Origin of the sequence: Streptomyces barringtoniae (assembly GCF_020819595.1) — a bacterium.
Taxonomy (GTDB): Bacteria; Actinomycetota; Actinomycetes; order Streptomycetales; family Streptomycetaceae; genus Streptomyces; species Streptomyces barringtoniae.
The window spans coordinates 141,814-158,660 of record NZ_JAJHNP010000003.1 but is presented as its reverse complement, the minus strand read 5'-3'; the positions used below and the strand labels follow the sequence as shown (position 1 = coordinate 158,660).

The 16,847-nt window shown below is 70.6% G+C and carries 15 protein-coding genes; 4 read left to right on the top strand and 11 right to left on the bottom strand.

From position 1 onward, the window contains the following. Positions 1-128 precede the first annotated feature (128 nt). Positions 129-941 (bottom strand): amidohydrolase family protein, encoded by an 813-nt coding sequence (locus tag LMU33_RS05525; RefSeq protein ID WP_228617852.1) that lies wholly within the window; start codon positions 939-941, stop codon positions 129-131. A 124-nt stretch (positions 942-1,065) separates the two neighbouring features. On the opposite strand from LMU33_RS05525, the gene LMU33_RS05520 reads away from it, so the two are divergent. Both LMU33_RS05520 and LMU33_RS05515 read left to right on the top strand, forming a co-directional pair. Then, entirely contained in the window at positions 1,066-1,503 is a 438-nt protein-coding gene (locus tag LMU33_RS05520) for a PPOX class F420-dependent oxidoreductase (protein WP_228617850.1), read from the top strand. A 92-nt stretch (positions 1,504-1,595) separates the two neighbouring features. After that, the gene (locus tag LMU33_RS05515) at positions 1,596-2,591 is read left to right on the top strand and encodes a hypothetical protein (protein ID WP_228617848.1); all 996 of its coding nucleotides are present in this window, start codon (positions 1,596-1,598) and stop codon (positions 2,589-2,591) included. Positions 2,592-2,816: 225 nt separating this feature from the next. Here the strand turns inward: LMU33_RS05515 and LMU33_RS05510 are convergent, their stop codons facing one another. From LMU33_RS05510 to LMU33_RS05500, 3 genes are all read right to left on the bottom strand, one after another. Continuing rightward, complete coding sequence (locus tag LMU33_RS05510; protein ID WP_228617847.1) at positions 2,817-3,803, bottom strand: ornithine cyclodeaminase family protein; 987 nt, start codon at positions 3,801-3,803, stop codon at positions 2,817-2,819. A 75-nt stretch (positions 3,804-3,878) separates the two neighbouring features. Further along, entirely contained in the window at positions 3,879-4,100 is a 222-nt protein-coding gene (locus tag LMU33_RS05505) for a ferredoxin (RefSeq protein WP_228617845.1), read from the bottom strand. A 7-nt stretch (positions 4,101-4,107) separates the two neighbouring features. Then, positions 4,108-5,298, bottom strand: coding sequence for a cytochrome P450 (locus LMU33_RS05500; protein ID WP_228617844.1), 1,191 nt, complete (start codon positions 5,296-5,298; stop codon positions 4,108-4,110). Positions 5,299-5,436: 138 nt separating this feature from the next. On the opposite strand from LMU33_RS05500, the gene LMU33_RS05495 reads away from it, so the two are divergent. After that, on the top strand, positions 5,437-6,126 hold the full coding sequence (locus LMU33_RS05495; RefSeq protein ID WP_228617842.1) for a TetR/AcrR family transcriptional regulator: 690 nt from the start codon (positions 5,437-5,439) through the stop codon (positions 6,124-6,126). A gap of 232 nt (positions 6,127-6,358) precedes the next feature. On the opposite strand, the gene LMU33_RS05490 is transcribed toward LMU33_RS05495, so the two are convergent. The 5 genes from LMU33_RS05490 to LMU33_RS05470 form a co-directional block, all read right to left on the bottom strand. Then, the gene (locus LMU33_RS05490; protein WP_228617840.1) at positions 6,359-7,543 is read right to left on the bottom strand and encodes a cytochrome P450; all 1,185 of its coding nucleotides are present in this window, start codon (positions 7,541-7,543) and stop codon (positions 6,359-6,361) included. A 30-nt stretch (positions 7,544-7,573) separates the two neighbouring features. Further along, positions 7,574-8,929, bottom strand: coding sequence for an NAD(P)/FAD-dependent oxidoreductase (locus LMU33_RS05485; protein ID WP_228617839.1), 1,356 nt, complete (start codon positions 8,927-8,929; stop codon positions 7,574-7,576). After that, complete coding sequence (locus tag LMU33_RS05480) at positions 8,919-9,128, bottom strand: ferredoxin (RefSeq protein WP_228618354.1); 210 nt, start codon at positions 9,126-9,128, stop codon at positions 8,919-8,921. Before LMU33_RS05480 ends, LMU33_RS05485 begins: the two co-directional genes overlap by 11 nt. Positions 9,129-10,027: 899 nt before the next feature. Continuing rightward, a complete protein-coding gene (locus tag LMU33_RS05475) occupies positions 10,028-12,103 on the bottom strand; it encodes a SpoIIE family protein phosphatase (protein ID WP_228617837.1) in 2,076 nt (691 codons plus the stop codon). A 101-nt stretch (positions 12,104-12,204) separates the two neighbouring features. Continuing rightward, positions 12,205-12,342 carry a hypothetical protein gene (locus tag LMU33_RS05470; protein WP_228617835.1) on the bottom strand — a complete coding sequence of 46 codons (138 nt, stop codon included), beginning with the start codon at positions 12,340-12,342 and terminating at the stop codon, positions 12,205-12,207. A gap of 821 nt (positions 12,343-13,163) precedes the next feature. Between LMU33_RS05470 and LMU33_RS05465 the strand changes: the two genes are divergently transcribed. Continuing rightward, entirely contained in the window at positions 13,164-14,651 is a 1,488-nt protein-coding gene (locus LMU33_RS05465; protein WP_228617833.1) for an extracellular catalytic domain type 1 short-chain-length polyhydroxyalkanoate depolymerase, read from the top strand. Between the two features lie 42 nt (positions 14,652-14,693). Here the strand turns inward: LMU33_RS05465 and LMU33_RS05460 are convergent, their stop codons facing one another. Then, the gene (locus tag LMU33_RS05460) at positions 14,694-14,930 is read right to left on the bottom strand and encodes a hypothetical protein (protein ID WP_228617831.1); all 237 of its coding nucleotides are present in this window, start codon (positions 14,928-14,930) and stop codon (positions 14,694-14,696) included. Between the two features lie 220 nt (positions 14,931-15,150). Next, on the bottom strand, positions 15,151-16,527 hold the full coding sequence (locus tag LMU33_RS05455; protein WP_228617829.1) for a glycoside hydrolase family 43 protein: 1,377 nt from the start codon (positions 16,525-16,527) through the stop codon (positions 15,151-15,153). Positions 16,528-16,847: the final 320 nt, after the last annotated feature.

Below are 16,847 nucleotides of genomic sequence, written 5' to 3'. Positions count from 1 at the left end.
AACGACTACACCCCGGTCCACCGGCACCGGTCACCGTCATCGACGCCGACCACGGCAACTACGCGACCACGGACGACATCACCCACTACGGCCACCGCAGGTGAACCCGACCCGGGCCGCCTCGGCGATCACAGGCCGAAGACCCTGCGGGCGTTCCCGGACAGGAACAGCTCGGTGGCTTCTTCGTCCAGGCCGAGGTCACCGAGGTGTTCCAGCGCCTGGGCAGGCGTGATCATGGGGTAGTTCGTGCCGAACAACACCTTCCTGCGGCCCCGGCCGCGCAGATACTCGACGAGCTCTCGCGGGTAGCGGCGGGCGGTGTAGGCGCTGGTGTCGATGTGGACGTTGGCGTGTTTGTCGGCCACCGCGATCATCTCCGTGGTCCACGGGTAGCCGATGTGACCACAGACGATGGTCAGTTCGGGGAAGTCGAGCGCGACCTGGTCGACATAGGGGATGGGGCGACCGGTTTCGGAGGGGCGCAGGGGGCCGGTGTGACCGACCTGGGTGCAGAAGGGGATGCCGAGGTCGACACAGGTGGCGTACAGCGGGTAGTACAGCCGGTCGGTGGGCGGCAGTTGCCACAGCCAGGGCACGATCCGCAGGGCGATGAAGCCGAGTTCCGCAACGGCCCGGCGCAGTTCGCGCACGGCCCGGACGGGCCGGGTGAGGTCGGCGCCTGCGACCCCGCGCAGCCGTCCGCCGGACTGCGCGACGAACTCGGCCACCTCGTCGTTGCTGATCAGCGGTCCCTGAGGCCCGTACCAGGCGGCCGAAAGGCCGATCTCCACATCCGCCGCGGCCATGGCCGCCACGGTGGCCTCGACCGGCAGCGGTTCCTCCCGCAGCCCCTGCCCCGTCCAGCGGCGCAACGACTCGAACATCTCGTGGTTGGAGTGACGGAGCGTGGGGTGCTGCATCCACACGTCGATGACCGGCACGGGCTCCTCGCCTCTCTCTCGTGGCATCGCCGCCGTACGACAGCGCCCAGGACTGACAGGCCGTCAGTGTGCCTCTGTGACAGAGTGATTGTGCACGAGGTGATCAGGGCGAGGAGAGACGGTCATGGCGGCGGAGTTGAACGAATTGGTGCGGAAGCGGCTTGAGGAGCCGAACTTCTGGTACGTGGCCACGGTGACGCCGGACGGAGCACCGCACGTCACGCCGATGTGGCTGGGGCTGGAGGACGGGCTGATCGTCTTCAACACCTCGGTCGGCCGGATCAAGGAGGAGAACCTGCGCAACGACGCCCGGGTCCACCTCTCGCACGCCGACGCCGAGAACCCCTACGACCGGGTGCAGATCTCCGGCCGCGCGGTGCGTTTCGTGGAGGGTGAGGAGGCCGAGCGCGGCATGGACCGGCTGGCCCGCAAGTACCTGGGCCTGGACGGATATCCCTGGCTGCTCGAGGGCGAGCAGCGGGTACACGTGCTGGTCGAGCCCGAGCGGGTGCGCCACATCGTCGGCGTCGAACCGTTCCGGCCGGGCGTCATACCTTCCTGAGCCGGACCTCCTGCATCACCGCGCGCCTTCTCAACGCCCGGCAAGTGTGGCCGAGTTCCGGGATTGTCAGTGCCGGCTGCCATGATCTCCGTATGAACGAGACGAACGCTCGCCTGGCAAGGCGCCTGCTCGCGGCCGACGCGGACGGCTGGACGGAGACAGGCACCCGGGCCCTGCTCGCTGCCCTTGGCCGGGAGGGCCGCCTGCGCCCGGTGGGGCGGTTCGAGGAGGCGTACGTGAACGGCGAGGCGTACGTGGAGCTCGCGGTGCCGGCGCTGAAGCCTGCAGGCACGGGTGCCGCGGCGCAGGCGGCCGCCTTCCGCGCGGTGAGGGAGGAGCTGACGGCGGAGCTCGGCGAGGCGTCGATCATGGGCGTGTACGGCGACCTTGGTCCCTTCTACGCCTCAGGGCCGGTCTGGGGCACGCCGTACCTGCGCTGGCGCGGCCGCCCGAACACACTGGAACTCCGGGCCGGTGCGGAAGGCCCCGAGCTCGTGCTGCAGCCGACCGATCCGCTGGAGAACTGGTTCTGGCGCCAGGGGCACGGCGAGGAACACGCGATCAGCGGATTCTTCGGCAGCCGCAACGACCCGGCGAACGTGGGCCTGGGCCACCCCGGCGGCTGGCGCGCGCAGAGCTGGGAGACGGTGACGGGCTCGCTGGCGGACTTCCTGTCCACCCTCCCGGCCGAGACCACGGCCCTGGGCAGACCGGTCGGCATGCCGGTGTACGGCCGCGGGGCGGGCCCCGGCGCACCACTCCTCTTCGAAATATCCTGCGACGACCGCCTGGTGATCGGCTGCTTCCCGCCGCATGACATGGACCCGCGACCAGAGGCCCTGGGCTGGGGCCGGGTGGCGGACCACCCGGCCACGCGAGAGGTGTGGGACGACGACCACGACCCCCGCTGGCGCGTCGACGCGGGCGGCCCCGGGGAGCCGCGGGGCCACGAGCTGGCGGAGCTGCTGCTGGCGACGGCACGCGCGGCGGGAGTGCGGCAGCCGGAGGACCTCATCGTCGGCGGCGAGGCGGAGTACATGGGCCCGTACCACGTGACGTTCTACGGCCTGGGCCTCCCGACCGGCTGAGGACAATGCCGCAGCCGGCCCGGCCACCGGCCGTTCGGGATCGTGACGGCGGCGGTCGGCCGGATCGTCACCATGTGAAGGTTGGCCCCCGCTGGTCCGCCGCCCCGGGACTTGGCGGACCGGCGCCTGCGAAGGCGCTCTCACGGGGTAAACGGAACCTACGCCTCCACCGGCCGTGGCGGAACCCCTTCAGTTGTGTGGTCCAGGTCACTCCGGGATTCAGTGTCACAACGTGATCTCCTGGCCGATCGACTGCTCCCGGGCGGCGGCGACGACCAGGGCCGCGGCCGCGGCGTCCTGCACCGCCACACCGACCGATTTGTAGAGGGTGATCTGGTCCGGCGAGCTGCGTCCCGTCGTGCTGCCGGTGACGAGTTCACCCAGCTCGGCGTGCACGTGGTCGACCCTGATACGCCCCTCTCCGATCGGGATGATCAGGTCGTTGCTGCCTGTCGGGAAAGGAGCCAGCGCAGCCTGCCGCGACTCGACGCACACCAGAGCCTCGGCGATCGTGGCGTCATCGATCTCGCGGCCGGCCGGATTGAACCCCACCGACGTGATGTGCACCCCCGGTGACAGCCAGGGGTGGCGGATCACCGGTTCCAGGGCATGGGTGGCCGCGGCGGCGATGTCCGCGCCGTCGAGGGCCTCGGCGTAGCTGGACGCTGCGCGGACCTTGGCGTCCAGTACGGCCGACAGCTCCCCGGCCAGGGCTGCCGCTTTCGCCGGATCCCGGCCGGCGATCCGGATCTGCCGGATGGGGCGGACACGGCACATCGCGTAGGCGTGGGAGCGGGCCTGCACGCCGGTGCCCAGGACGGCAAGGACCGTGGCGTCCTCACGGGCCAGCAGCCGGGCGGAAAGGGCGGAGCAGGCGCCGGTCCGCGCCGCGGTGATGGCCGTACCGTCCAGCAACGCCGCGGGCTCGCCGGTGTCCGGATCGAACACCACGATCAGCGCCTGGTGGGTCGGCAGCGGTGTCCCGGCGTTGTGCGGGAAGAGGGAGACCAGCTTGCTCATGAGCATCCCGGCCGACGGTACGAATCCCGGCATCGCCGCCAGCAGCCCTTCGTGTTCCGGCACCGGCGCGGCGATGCGGCCGGGGGCCGAGGCGCGGCCCGCACTGAGATCGGCCATCGCCGAGCCCAGGGCATCGATGAGGGTGTCCACGTCGAGCAGGGCCTCGACCTGGGAGCGCCCCAGTACCAGCACCGCCTCACCTCCTGGGGGCACATCCGGTCGAACGCCGCCATCCCCGATTGATCACATCCGAGCGTATGCCAACGTTCATTCGCGAGGCCCGATCTCCCTTCCCTCCGCGTCCCGGACGGTGATGGCCAGCATCGGGCAGATGTCGGCAGCCTCGAGAGCGCGGTCGTCGTCCTCCGGGATGCGCTCGTTCACGGGGCGTGCGTGTTCGCCGTCCAGAGTGAACAGATCCGGCGCGGCTGCCGCGCACATCCCGGAGCCGATACAGCGGCCGGAGGCGACGTGCAGATACCAGGTCACGGCCGCCTCACCAGCCCACCGGCATGACGCGAGGGCCGCGCACCAGCATCTCGGTCTTCCAGGTGATGTCCCCGGCGACATGCAGCCGGGGGAAACGGGCCACCAGTGCTCCGATGGCCTCCTGGAGTTCGAGGCGGGCCAGGGGAGCCCCGAGACAGTGGTGCACGCCGTGGCCGAAGCCCAGATGGGCGTTGCCGTTCCGGGAGATGTCCAGGGTGCCGGCCGCGGTGAAGCGCAGCGCGTCACGGTTGGCCGCGCCGATGGCGACCAGCACCGCATCCCCGGCTCGCACCAGGGTGCCACCGACCTCGACGTCCTCCTTGGCGTACCGCGGTTGACCGGCACCGCTGCCCAGCGGCACGAAGCGCAGCAGTTCCTCGACCGCGCTCGTGATGAGCGTGGGTTCGGCGCGCAGGCGGGACAGCGCCTCCGGGTGGTCGAGAAGGGTGAGCACGAAGTTGGGGATCTGTGTCGCGGTGGTCTCGTGGCCGGCGACGAGGATGCCGACGCACAGGTCGACGAGCTCCAGCTCGGAAAGCCGGTCGTCGCGATCGCGCGCCCCGATCAGCGCCGTCATGAGGTCGTCCCGGGGCTGATCGCGGTGCGCCGTGATCAGCTGGGCCATGTACGCGCGCAGCTCTTCGCGATTGCGGTCGAACTCTTCGGCCGTCAGTGAGCTGGTGGACAGCGCCGCGTCGCTCCACGTGCGGAACCGGGGGCGATCCTCCTCCGGTACCCCGAGGAGCCGGCAGATCACCGCGACCGGAATGGGCAGGGCGTAACGGTCGACCAGGTCGACGGGCGGCCCGGCCGCTTCCATCTCGTCCAGCAGAGTGGATGTCAACTCCCTGATCTGCGGGCGGAGTTTCTCCACTTGACGGACGGTGAAGGCCTTGGCGACCAGGGCGCGCAGCCGGGTGTGGTCGGGTGGATCCATGCTGAGGATCCCGCTGTCCCGCCGGCCCTCGGAGGCGCGTGGCTCGTCGTGTTCGAGGGCCAGGGCCCGGCTGAAGCGCTGGTCGCCGAGGACCAGCCGGGCGTCTGCGTAGCGGGTGACGAGCCAGGCCGACTCCCCGTACGGCAGCTGAACGCGCAACAGGCCCGGCGTCTCACGGGCTCGCTCGTACGCGGCGGACAGGGCCAGGTCCTGGCTGGAGTTGAAGGGATAGGCGAGGGGTGTGTGGTCCGTAGCCGTCACTGCTGCCTCCCTGGTGTAAGCACGCGCTTACAACGCTAGGAGGTGCTTCCCGGCCGGTCAACGACGCTAATCGGCCCGTTACTCTGACGGCTCCTCGGCACGCGCGAACGGGCTCACGGCGGCACAAGGGAGCACAGGGTGGACACCAGCGGCGAAACGCGGCGGCAGGACCGGTCCGACGGCAGCCCCGCGAGCGAGGAGGCCGCGCACCGCCCGCGTGACGCCCGGGGGACCCGCACGCGCATCCTGCACGCGGCCGGCGCGGTGTTCGCCGAACGCGGATACGAGGCGGCCACGGTCCGTGACATCGCCGGCCGGGCCGGGGTGAACCAGGCGCTCATATTCCGCTACTTCGGGTCCAAGAAGGCCCTGCTCACCGAGGTCATGGCGCAGGGAGGCAAGGAGCAGCTGCTCCACACGCCCCCGGACCGGCTGTTCGAGACCGCGCTGCGCGGTGTCCTCGCGGAAGACGGCGGCGAACCCGGCTCGGACCGGCTGCTGGCCGTCTACCTGCGCTCCATCGGCAGCGCCGACGCCGCCCCGGAGACCGTCCGCGCGCTGGGGGAGGAGTACGCCGCCGCGCTCGCCGCCCTCTCCTCGGCCGACGACGGCACGCTGCGCGCCCAGCTCGCCATGGCCTGGCTGCTCGGCATCGGCCTGATGCGCGTCGTCGTCGGCCAGGAACCACTGGCGAGCGCGGAACCCGAGGAGATCTGCCGCCACGTTCTCACGGCACTCGACGGACTCCTGCGTGACGAGGTTCTCCCACGTGACGGGAGAGCGCCGGCGGGCCGAGCGGCGAAGCGGCGGCCCGACGAGCGGCCGTAGCCGAGGCGTCCGGTGGGCAGAGCGGTGAGGACGCGGGGCAGCCGGCCCCCTCTCCTCGCCTCCGACAGCCGGCGGCGGGAGCAGCCGCGCGGGGCGTGTCCGCTGGCTTCTTCGCGGGCGCCGTAGCCATGCGGATCCTGCAGTTGCGCGTCGCCCCTGGCCGACGGCGACCAAGCCGCGGGAAAAGGCCCCGCACAGGCCCGCCCCCTCTGCCGTGAGCCGCCGCGCGGCCTCAGAGCTGGACGGACAGGTGGCGGGGGCCGCGGAGCATGGCGTTCTGCCGGTACGGCGGCGGGTCCTGGACGAGACGGGCGGTGCCGAGGTGGGGGAGCAGCGCGCCGAGTGCGGCCTGGGCTTCCAGGCGGGCGAGGGGTGCGCCGTAGCAGAGGTGGATGCCGCTGCCGAAGCCGAGGTGCTGGTTGTCGGGGCGGGTGGGGTCGAAACGGTCGGGTTCGTGGAACCGCCTGGGGTCGCGGCTGCCGGAGGCGAGGACCAGGATGACGGAGGTGCCCTGGGGGATGACGGTGCCGGCGACGTCGAGGTCGGCGTGCGGGATGCGCTCGCGCATGTGAACCGGTGGTTCGTAGCGCAGCAGCTCCTCGACGGCTCGCGGCATCAGGCCGGGCTCGCGGCGCAGGAGGTCGAGCTGCTCGGGCTGGCGCAGCAGGGTGAGCACGCCGTTGGTGATGAGATTGACCGTGGTCTCATGTCCGGCGATGAGGAGGAGTACGGCGGTTTCCGCGAGTTCCTCCTGGGTGAGCCGCAGGGCCTGGTCCGGCTCGTTGACGAAGGCGGAGAGCAGGTCGTCGCCCGGCTTGCCACGGCGTTGCTCGGCCAGGTTCAGCAGGTAGCCGCCCATCTCCATCCGTGCCTGGTCGCCAGCCTTGTCCGGCTCGGTGGAGTCGTCGTCGGGCCTGACGTCGGCGGCTGCGACGATCGCGTCGGACCAGGCCCGGAAGAGCGGCTCGTCCTCGCGGGGCACGCCGAGCAGGCGGCAGATCACGGTGACGGGCAGCGGGTAGGCGAAGTCGTCGACGATGTCGATCTGCCGGCCCGCCTCGAACGGCTCCAGCAGTTCCTTGGTGATCCGGTCGATCTCGCCGCGCATGCCGTCGACCCGGCCAGGACTGTGCGGAGGCCCGAAGGGCCGCATGGCGAGCGTGCGCAGCCTGTGGTGTTCGGGGTCGTCGAGCCGCAGGAACGGCGGCTTGTGGGTCACCTCGCCGCGGGTGCGGGGATCGGCACTCATCCGTGGGTCGTGGAGCAGAGCGGCGATGTGGTGGTAGGTGCCGATCAGGTAACTGCCGTCGGCCTGCTGGACCACAGGACCGGCCTCGCGGAGTTCCGCGTACAGCGGATAGGGGTTGGGGCGGCTGGCGTAGTCGGTGATCCGTGCCAGCAAGGTCGCGGAGTCCATGGTGGCTCCTCGTAGGGGGCGGGATGTGGGCTACACCACCGTCAGCCGGCGGTCGGGAAGGTGACCGGTGAGTGCGACGGTCGGGCCGTGGGACAGCACGGAGGGGTCCGGTACGGCGGAGGGGATCGTGATGTCGGCGGCGATCGCACGGTCCTGCGCGCCGGGCGGGGGCGGGAAGGGAGCGGCGGTCTCGATCAGGTGCCGGTAGTAGTCGAGCACCTTGGCCATGTCGACGGTGACGGCGGCGGTGACCCGGCCCTGATAGCCGTAGACCATCGCGAGCCGGCGTGCCTCCAGGGAGCCCTGGGCGATGACCACGTGGTCGGAGTAGGTGGGCACGCCCACCGACTTGATGTTGAGTCCGAACTGGGTCGACCAGAACACCGGGACGGCCAGGTGCGGGCGCTGCAGCGGCCCGGGGCTGACCATGTTGTGGGCCGCCACCTCGGCCTGCTCGACCGCGTTGCCCCAGTGTTCCAGGGACAGCATCTGGTAGCCGAACAGCGGGTGGGGGAAGCGGGAGACGTCGCCGGCCACGAAGACGTCGTCGGTGACGATCCCGTACATGTTGAAGGCGCGGCAGCCGGCGTCGCAGGCGATGCCGCGCGGGCCCGCCGCCAGCCCGGAGTCCGCCAGCCACTCCACGTTGCGGACTGCGCCCAGGGCCACGACGCACACGTCCGCCTCGACGCGGCTGCCGTCGGACAGGTCCGCGCCGGTGAAGGCGCCGTTGCCGTTCAGGGCGGTGACCGTCACCCCGGTGCGCAGGTCCACGCCGTGGTTGCGCTGCATGACGGCGGCGAGCTTGGACAGGGTGCCGCCGAGCGCGCCCACCAGGGGTGCGGGGCCGCGTTCGGCGACCGTGACCTGCAGTCCCAGTTCCCGGCAGGCGGAAGCGATCTCCGAGCCGGTGAAGCCGGCGCCGATCACCAGTACCCGTTCCGGCCTCGCGGCCAGCCGCTCGGCCAGTCCCGCGCCGTCCTCGCGCGTGCGCAGGGTGAACACCCCGTCCAGGGCGCCTTCCTCAGGGTTGGGCCAGGGCCGCGCCCGGGTGCCGGTGGCGATCAGCAGCCGGTCGTAGGGCAGCGACTCGCCGTCGGCCAGCAGCACCTGTTTGGCCAGCAGGTCCACACCGGTGGCGCGCACGCCGAGGCGCCATTCGGCCTCGGTGTCCCGGCGCATCGGCAGCTCGGTGGTGTCCGCCGTCGCCTGCCCGAGCAGCACCTGCTTGGACAGCGGCGGCCGGTCGTAGGGCGCGTGGGGCTCGTCGCCGACCACCGTCAGTGAGCCGGTGAAGCCCTCCTCGCGCAGGGTCTCCGCGGCCCGCAGCCCGGCCAGCGACGCGCCGACGATGACGATACGGCCGTCCTTGAGGTCACCGGGCACCAGTGCTCACCTCTTCTCCCAGGAGGATGGCCTGGACGGGGCAAGCCGCGGCGGCCTGGCGCACGCGCTCGACCTGATCGTCGGGTACTGCAGTGGCATAGAGCAGCCCCTCCTCGCCGTGCAGCTGGAACACCTCCGGCGCGAGGAACACGCACTGTGCATAGCCCTGGCAGCGCGTGAGGTCGACAACGGTCCGCATCTCCACCACTTCCTCCGCTGTCACACCCCCCTCACCTCCAGCATGGGGCGGGAGCGGGAGGCTCGCACGGCGACTGATCGAGGGACTCCGCCGGTCCGTCGTCAGCCCGGTGCGCGGTCGGGGCGGAACGTGACGCCGACAAGGGGCAGGTGGCCGAACGACGGGAGGAATGTGCCCAGTTGTTCGCCTGTGCGGCTGATCTCCTCGGTACACGCGCCGACATGGCCGGCGCAGATGAAGTCCATGACGCCTCGTGCGGGCCAGACGCGGCATACGCGTGTCGTTCCGTGCGGTCGGGCAGGCGCCCAGGGCAGGGGGTGGCCGGTGATGGTGACCACCGTGCGGCCGGCGGTCGCGGGGCGTGCCGCGGCGGCGGCCGCTCGGCCCACCTGTGAAGTGCTGCGAGAAGCCGAGGTCACCGACGCCGGCTGTCGTCGGCGGAGGCGGCACGGCGGCTGAAGCGCTGGGGACCCAACGAGTCCACTCGCACCGAGCCCGGGCGTGGCTCGTCCTGTGGCACCAGATGCGGTCCCCGCTGCTGGGCCTTGGGGCTGCGCACGGAGACGGAGGTGGACGACCAGGGCCGGCCGGTGGTCGGCAACCCGCTGGATGCCACCCTGGGGGACTTCCCGGCTGCCGCGCCTCGCAGCACTCGGTGCTCGGCGGCTGGAAGCGGGCCGGTGATGCGCCGGGCGGCTCGGCACTCCGGGCCACCGGGGGTGCAAAATGCCACGGGCCGCGCCCCCCGGTTGGGCGCGCGGTGCATTCCGCGGCGGTGCGGGCACCCGGCCATGGGCGGACAACCGCTGTACGTCACTGACCAGGGCTGCCCGGAGGACGATGCTCCGAGCGTCTGAACAGAGATCGACTGGAGCCGGGAGCAGCGCCTGCCTGCCAGGTCAGGGGGAGTCGTCGGGGATGGTCTGCTCGGCCCAGATGATCTTTCCGCGCCGGGCGGGTCGGGTGCCCCAGCGTTGGGTCAGTTGGGCGGTGAGGTACAGACCGCGGCCGCCCTCGTCGGTGTCCTCTGCCCGCCGTAGCTGCGGGACGGTGCTGCTGGTGTCGGTGACCTCGCAGACCAAGGTGCGATCGCGGATCAGGCGCAGTCCGATCGGCCCGTCCGAGTAGCGGACGGCATTGGTCACCAGTTCGCTCACCACCAGCTCGGTGGTGAAGGCGAGTTCGTCGATTTCCCACGCGGTGAGCCGGTCGGCGGTGAGCTTCCGGGCCTTCGACGCGCTTTCGGGTTCGTGGCGCAGTTCCCAGGAGGCAAGCCGGTCGGGACCGAAAGCGCGGGTTCTGGCCAGCAGCACGTTCACGTCGTAATCGGGCCGACCGGGCTGCTCATGGACGAGGACGCGCGTGACGGCGTCGCAGGCCTCCTGGAGCGACCGGCGACCGCCCGCGAAGAGGGCGCTCACCTCGTCGAGCCGGCCCTCGACATCCCACAGTGAACAGCCCCTCGGCAAGGCCGTGCTGTTGAGGATCAGGACACTGCCTTCGGGCAGCTCGCGCTCCGCCGTCCGGTAGGCGGGCATGCCCTGGCCCAGCGCCGGGCCGGACGGGATGCCGGCGAGTTCCGCGCTTCCGCCCGGCAGGACGGCGACCAGCCGCAGTGCACCCGCACGGGACATGGCGCACTGCCGGGTCACGGGGTCGTAGATCGCGTACAGGCAATGCGCACCCATCATCAGGCTGCCGGAGGCGTCCTGCGACGGGTGGGACTCCTGGCCGCTGAGCCGGGCGACGAGTTCGTGCAGGCGCTCCAGGAGTTCGTCGGGCGGCAGGTCGAGCGCGGCCAGGGCGCCGATGGCGGCTCTGAGCTCTCCCATGGCGGTCACGGCACCGGTGCCCTGCCCGGAGATCGCTCCCGCCACCAGGGCCACCCGGCCACCGGGCAGGGGGATGACGTCGAACCAGTCGCCGCCGGACTGGCAGGGCACATAGCTGTGTGCGGTCTCGACCGCGCTGTGGACGGGGAATTCGGGAGGTCTCGGTGTGGGCTGCAGGAGGCGAGCCGCCGAGCGGCCGCGGATGTACTGTCGGGCATTGTCCAGGTACAGCGCGGTTCGGGCGGTGAGCTGCTCGGCGAGCGTCAGGTCGTCGTCCTCGTACGCGTCGGGGGAGCGCCAGCGGTAGAAGCAGGCGAGTCCGAGGACGAGACCGCGGGCGCGCATCGGTGTCACGATCATCGAGTGGACCTGGATGGCCGTCAGCAGGCGGTAGCGGAACGGTTCATTGCTCAACCACCCGGCTTCGGGATCGAGCCGGCCGATCAGGCGCGGGCGCAGGTCCGCCATGCTGTGCCGGAACGGTGACTCGGCGGGGAAGCCGCTCACCTCCCCGGCCATGGGGCTCCCGGACTCCTCGATGCTGTGCATCGAGGACCAGCCCGCGCGGCGCAGCGGGATGCCGCCGACCAGCGGTCCGGACTCGGGTGCCTCGCCGCGCAGCACCGGGTCGAGCAGATCGACCGTGACGGTGTCGGCGAACTCGGGAACGGCGGCGTCGGCCAGCTCCTGGGCGGTGGAGAAGAGGTCCATCGACGTGCCGATGCGACCACTCGCCCGCTCCAGGAGAGCCAGCCGCGCCTGCGCCCGGTACCGGTCGGTGACGTCCAGGAGAGCCGCCGCCACGCCCAGTGGGCGTTCCTGCGCATCCTGCAACCGGAACCAGGACACCGAGGCTGCGGCCTCCGTGTACGGCTCGCGGCGTGAGCGCAGCCTGATCAGGACGTCGCGCTTGGGCGTGCCGGTGCGCAGGACCTCGCGCACCATGGACTCGATGACGTCGGCGTCCTCGACGCCGTAGTCCCGCAGGAGCTCACCCAGGGGGCGGCCCAGATAGCCCTTCAGGGGAAAGGAGTGGATGTGGCGTGCGGCGGAGTTGAAGCGCACGATGCGCAGCTGGGTGTCCAGGACGTGCAGGCCGATGGGCGACTCGGAGAAGAGCGCAGCGAGGATCGCCTCGTCCACTCCACGCCCTGTGTCGTCAGGTGTGTCCCGCGGAGTACTCACAGCGCTCCGTTCGTTCCCTGAGAACCGGATGAAAGGTACCTTCCATGCCTGATGCTGACTCAGGGTGCCCGGAATCTCAACGCGGAAAGGACACCCTGCCGGGGGTTGCGCGCGGCCGCGTCGTCGTCCGCGAGCAGCGCCCTGATCATCCATGGCACCGAGCCGGACCCATGGGCCGTGGCCTGGGGTGACGTCATGCGCGGGCACCCGGGAGCGTCCTGGCCGCCCCGAGGCGGGGACGCCGTGGGCACCGCGACGGTCGTCGTCCTCGGAGCCGTGGACAGCGGGATCAGGCCGTCCGCGCATGCCTTCGCCTTCACCGCCGCGCTGCACAGTATCGGACGCGCACCGGGCATCTGGCCGTACCGGCACGGTTCGATCCGATACCGCTCTGCTCGCAGGGCGTGACAGGCTCCGTGTCGCCTTGTGACGGCACTCAGTGCCGCGACTTTACGCAGCACGGCCGTCCGGGCACTCGCGGGAGGCGTGGTGATACGCGTCGGTGCCGACGTCACCTGCGGCGCCGGGTACGAGCACCAGACGTTCCTGTACGTCACCGTCGGCGAGCGAGTACGCGAGGGTGAGCAGATCGGGACACGCACACAGGGCGACGCCACACCGGCCACGACCTCGCGCCGCCGACCGGTCCGGGGCAGCGGGCGCACGGCGCGCTCGGCGGTGGCGGTCTGGCGGTCGTCGACCAGACAGCCGCCCGTGGCGGCCTGCCCGACCTGCGGCACCTGCTGCGCGGCGGCTCCTCGCCCGTCCCGCTCCCTGATCGAACGCCACCGACGCGACAGGCGAGAAGTGGGACCACCACTCCCCGCCGCCGGAGCGAAGTGCTCCACAACGTTGAGGACCCACACGCCCGGCTGCCGGGAGGTGGGGTGCATCTCCATTACCGCCGCGTAAGGCCGGACGTAACGTCCCCGTAACTCCGCAGCCACGCACCCGCATTCGAAGAAGGGACGCGGCTGTCCCCGACCTCCCCGACCGACGCGAGCACCCAGGTGGCACGATGAACCCCACATCCCCCCATTCGCTACCGCGCCGCTGGTGGCGCCGAACGTGGCCGCGCCCCGCCTCCTCGGCGGCGCTGGTCCTGTCCCTGATCGCAGTGGTCCTCGGACTCTCCCCGGCCCCCGCGCAGGCCGCGAGCCTGAAGGAGGTGACGGGCTTCGGCTCCAATCCCGGCAGTCTGCAGATGTTCCAGTACGTCCCCGACAACCTGCCGTCCGGCGCGCCGTTGGTCGTGGCCCTGCACGGGTGCACCCAGAGCGCGAGCGACTACTACAGCCACTCCGGCTGGCCCAAGTACGCAGACATGTACGGCTTCGCGCTGGTCTTCCCGCAGACCACCAGCTCCAACAACGCCAACTCCTGCTTCAACTGGTACCAGTCCTCCGACTACACCCGCGGCCAGGGCGAGGCACTGTCGATCAAGCAGATGGTGGACTACGCCAAGTCCCACTACGGCAGCGATTCCAGCCGCGTCTACGTCACGGGCCTGTCGGCGGGCGGCGCGATGACCTCGGTCATGCTCGCCGACTACCCGGACGTGTTCGCGGGCGGCGCCATCGACTCCGGTATCCCGGCCGGCTGCGCGACCGATCTGTCGAGCGGCCTGACCTGCGAGTACAACGCGGTGAACGAGACGCCGCAACAGTGGGGCGACGCGGTGCGCAGCGCCTCCGGCGGCTGGGGCGGGCCGTGGCCGCGCGTCGCGATCTGGCAGGGCACCGGTGACAGCACGGTCAACCCGGCCAACGCCACCGAGGAACGGGACCAGTGGACGAACGTCTGGGGCATCAGCCAGACCCCGTCCTCGACCACGAGCCTGACCGGCGGCACGACACAGGCCATGTACAACGACGCGAACAGCAGGCCGGCGGTGGAGACCTTCTCCGTCTCAGGGATGGCACACGGCCTCGCGGTGAACCCCGGTTCCGCCACCGACCAGTGCGGCAGCACGGGCACGTACTACCTCAACTACATCTGCTCGTCGTACTGGACCGCGAAGTTCTGGGGGCTCGACACCTCCGGCGGGGGCGGCACCGGCAGCCTGCCGGCACCCTCAGGGCTCACGGTCACCGGCACGACCGACACCACCGTGTCCCTGTCCTGGTCCGCGGTGAGCGGCGCGGCGTCGTACAACGTCTATCGCGGCGGCACCAAGGTCGGCTCGACGGCCGGCACGTCGTACACCGACACGGGGCTCAACTCCGGTACGGGTTACGGCTACACGGTCGCCGCAGTGGACTCCGGCGGCAAGGCCGGCTCCCAGTCGTCGGCGGTCTCGGCCACCACCACCGGATACCAGCCGCAGTGCTTCACCGCCAACAACTACAACCAGGTGGCGGCGGGCCGCGCCCATCAGAGCGGCGGCTATGTCTACGCCAACGGCTCCAACCAGAACATGGGCCTCTACAACGTCGCTGTCACGCACACCCTTGAGGAGACCTCGTCCGGCTACTACGTCATAGCGGACTCCGGCTGCCCGTCCTGACCGTTCGGACAGGGCGTGACATGCGGCGGTGGCCTCGCCCCGTCAGGTGAAGCCGCCGCCGCGTCTCTCTACTTGACGCTCAGCAAGAGTGTCGCGGGACCAGTACGCGCCGTCCGGGGTGGTGCCGGCGGGGGCGAACCACTGGAGCCGGCCCATGCCGTTGCCGTTGGTGTCGGAGGCGGTGTAGAAGCCAGCGGGGTGGTATTCGTCGCCGCCGGTCATCATCGGCGTTCCGGCGGACGGCATCAGGAGTCGGCCGGGCAGCGGTGGCGATCGCACCCGCTCCGTCAACGGCATCCCGTTGCCCGCGTCCCGGACCCGCCTGTGGGCCCCCGATCAGGCGACGCCGTCGACAGGCTGGTGGCCCCGTATCCGGAGCAGTTCCACCAGGTCTCGCGGAGAAGGCCTCGGCGCCCTCCGAAGCGCCGAGGGCTTGAATGCCTTGCAGAACGTCGCCGCAAGATGGTTATGGCCGGATGCGCACCGCGGCGACTCCCGGTCAGTAGCCGACCCGGAACGTCGCGTCCTGCCGGTCCGTGGTCGTGGAGATCGGGTCGATGCGCAACACGTAGTTCGAGTGCCGTATGTAGCGGGTCGGGTTGTTGTAGGAACGGAATGACGCCCACCCCGCGTCCGCCAGGCCCGCTGTGCGGTAGAAGGTCGCGTCCGCGGCGAACGTCGACGTACCGTCGCCGACGTCCAGTTGCAGCTGGTAGTCGTAGTGGCGGAGGTAGCGGTTCGGGTAGTTGACCGACCGGAACGAGACGCCCGCGCTGTCCGCGAGGCCGGGGACGAGCGTCCACTGCGAGTCGGTGGGCGGGTCGACGGGGTATTCGTCGATACGGCCGACGAAATTGCTGTGGCGGACGTAACGGGCCGGATGGTTGTAGGACTTGAGGCGGTTCCAGGTGGGCGCGTCCCACTTGGCGACGAGGTTGTCGTACTCGGTCCTGCTGATGGCCGTGATGCCGCAGTGCTTGGAGTTCAGTGGCTGGGTGTAGGTCTTCTGGTCGAGGGCCGTCCAGGTGCCCGTGGCGAGATCGTTGGTCTGCCAGGCGTAGAACACGCCGTTGGGCGTGTAGGTGTCGCCCCACAGGTACCAGGTGTTCGACGTCAGCGACCTGACGAGGGTCGGGGCCTCGGTGCCGCCGTGGGAGACGGCCGTGCTGAACTCCTTGAAGCTCCCGGGCTCCAGGGAGGTGGACCTCGCGCCGACCAGCGTCTGGTTCTTCTTGAAGTACAGGTAGTTGACGCCGTTGACGCCGACGGCCATGTCACCGTCGATCACGTCATGGCCGGGGTCGAAGAAGACCTGGGGTGCGGAGGCGGTGACGAAGTCGGTCGTGTAGTTGACCATGATGACGTTGTGTCCGCTGTCGTTGACGGCCGAGTAGATGACCGCGTACTCGCCCCGGCCCGCGTCCCAGAAGGCCTCGGGTGCCCAGCAGTGGGTGTTCATGTCGTGCAGCTTCAGCCGGTGGTAGCCGGTGAAGGTGCGCAGGTCGGTGGAGTACCAGACGTGGATGTACTGGCTGACGTAGGTCCAGTCGGTGCCCTTGAGGTCCGTGGCCAGGACGACGAACGTGCCGTCCTGCTTGCGCAGGACGAACGGATCGCGCAGCCCGAGGTCGCCTTCGGTGGGCGTGACGACGGGGTTGTTCTGGTTCAGCGGCGTCCAGTTGAGCGAGTCGGTGCTGACGGCGAGGTGGAGGCCGTAGTCGGTGCCCTCGCCCAGGCTGGTCGACTCGGTGAAGTAGCACATCACGTACGCCGAGTCGGCCGCGTACGCGGTGCCGGCGCCGAGGGTGAGCGCGCCGGTCACTGCCAGGGGGGTGGTGGCCGCAAGGCCCAGGAAGTGGCGACGGGAGGTGGTCATGCGGGCTCCAAGGGGGAGTGGGGCCTTCAGGACGGCAAGTACTGTTTGGTATATCGAACATAGTTCGGTTAGTCGGTCAGAAGGTAGGGGGTGGCCATGTTCGCGTCAATCTCTTCGCGCATCATTGGTTCGAGGGCGAACGACCCGGCGCACACCCTGGTGGCCGGTCCGCGCGGTGCGATGGTGGCTTGGTAACCGCTTGCAGGGCCTTCGCCCGAAGGCTCAGCATGACGATTCCCACTCGTTGTTCGTCGACAAGTCGCTTGGGCGCCCGGGCGCGTGAGGAGTGATCGCGAGCTGCGCGGAGTCGTGACGAGTGG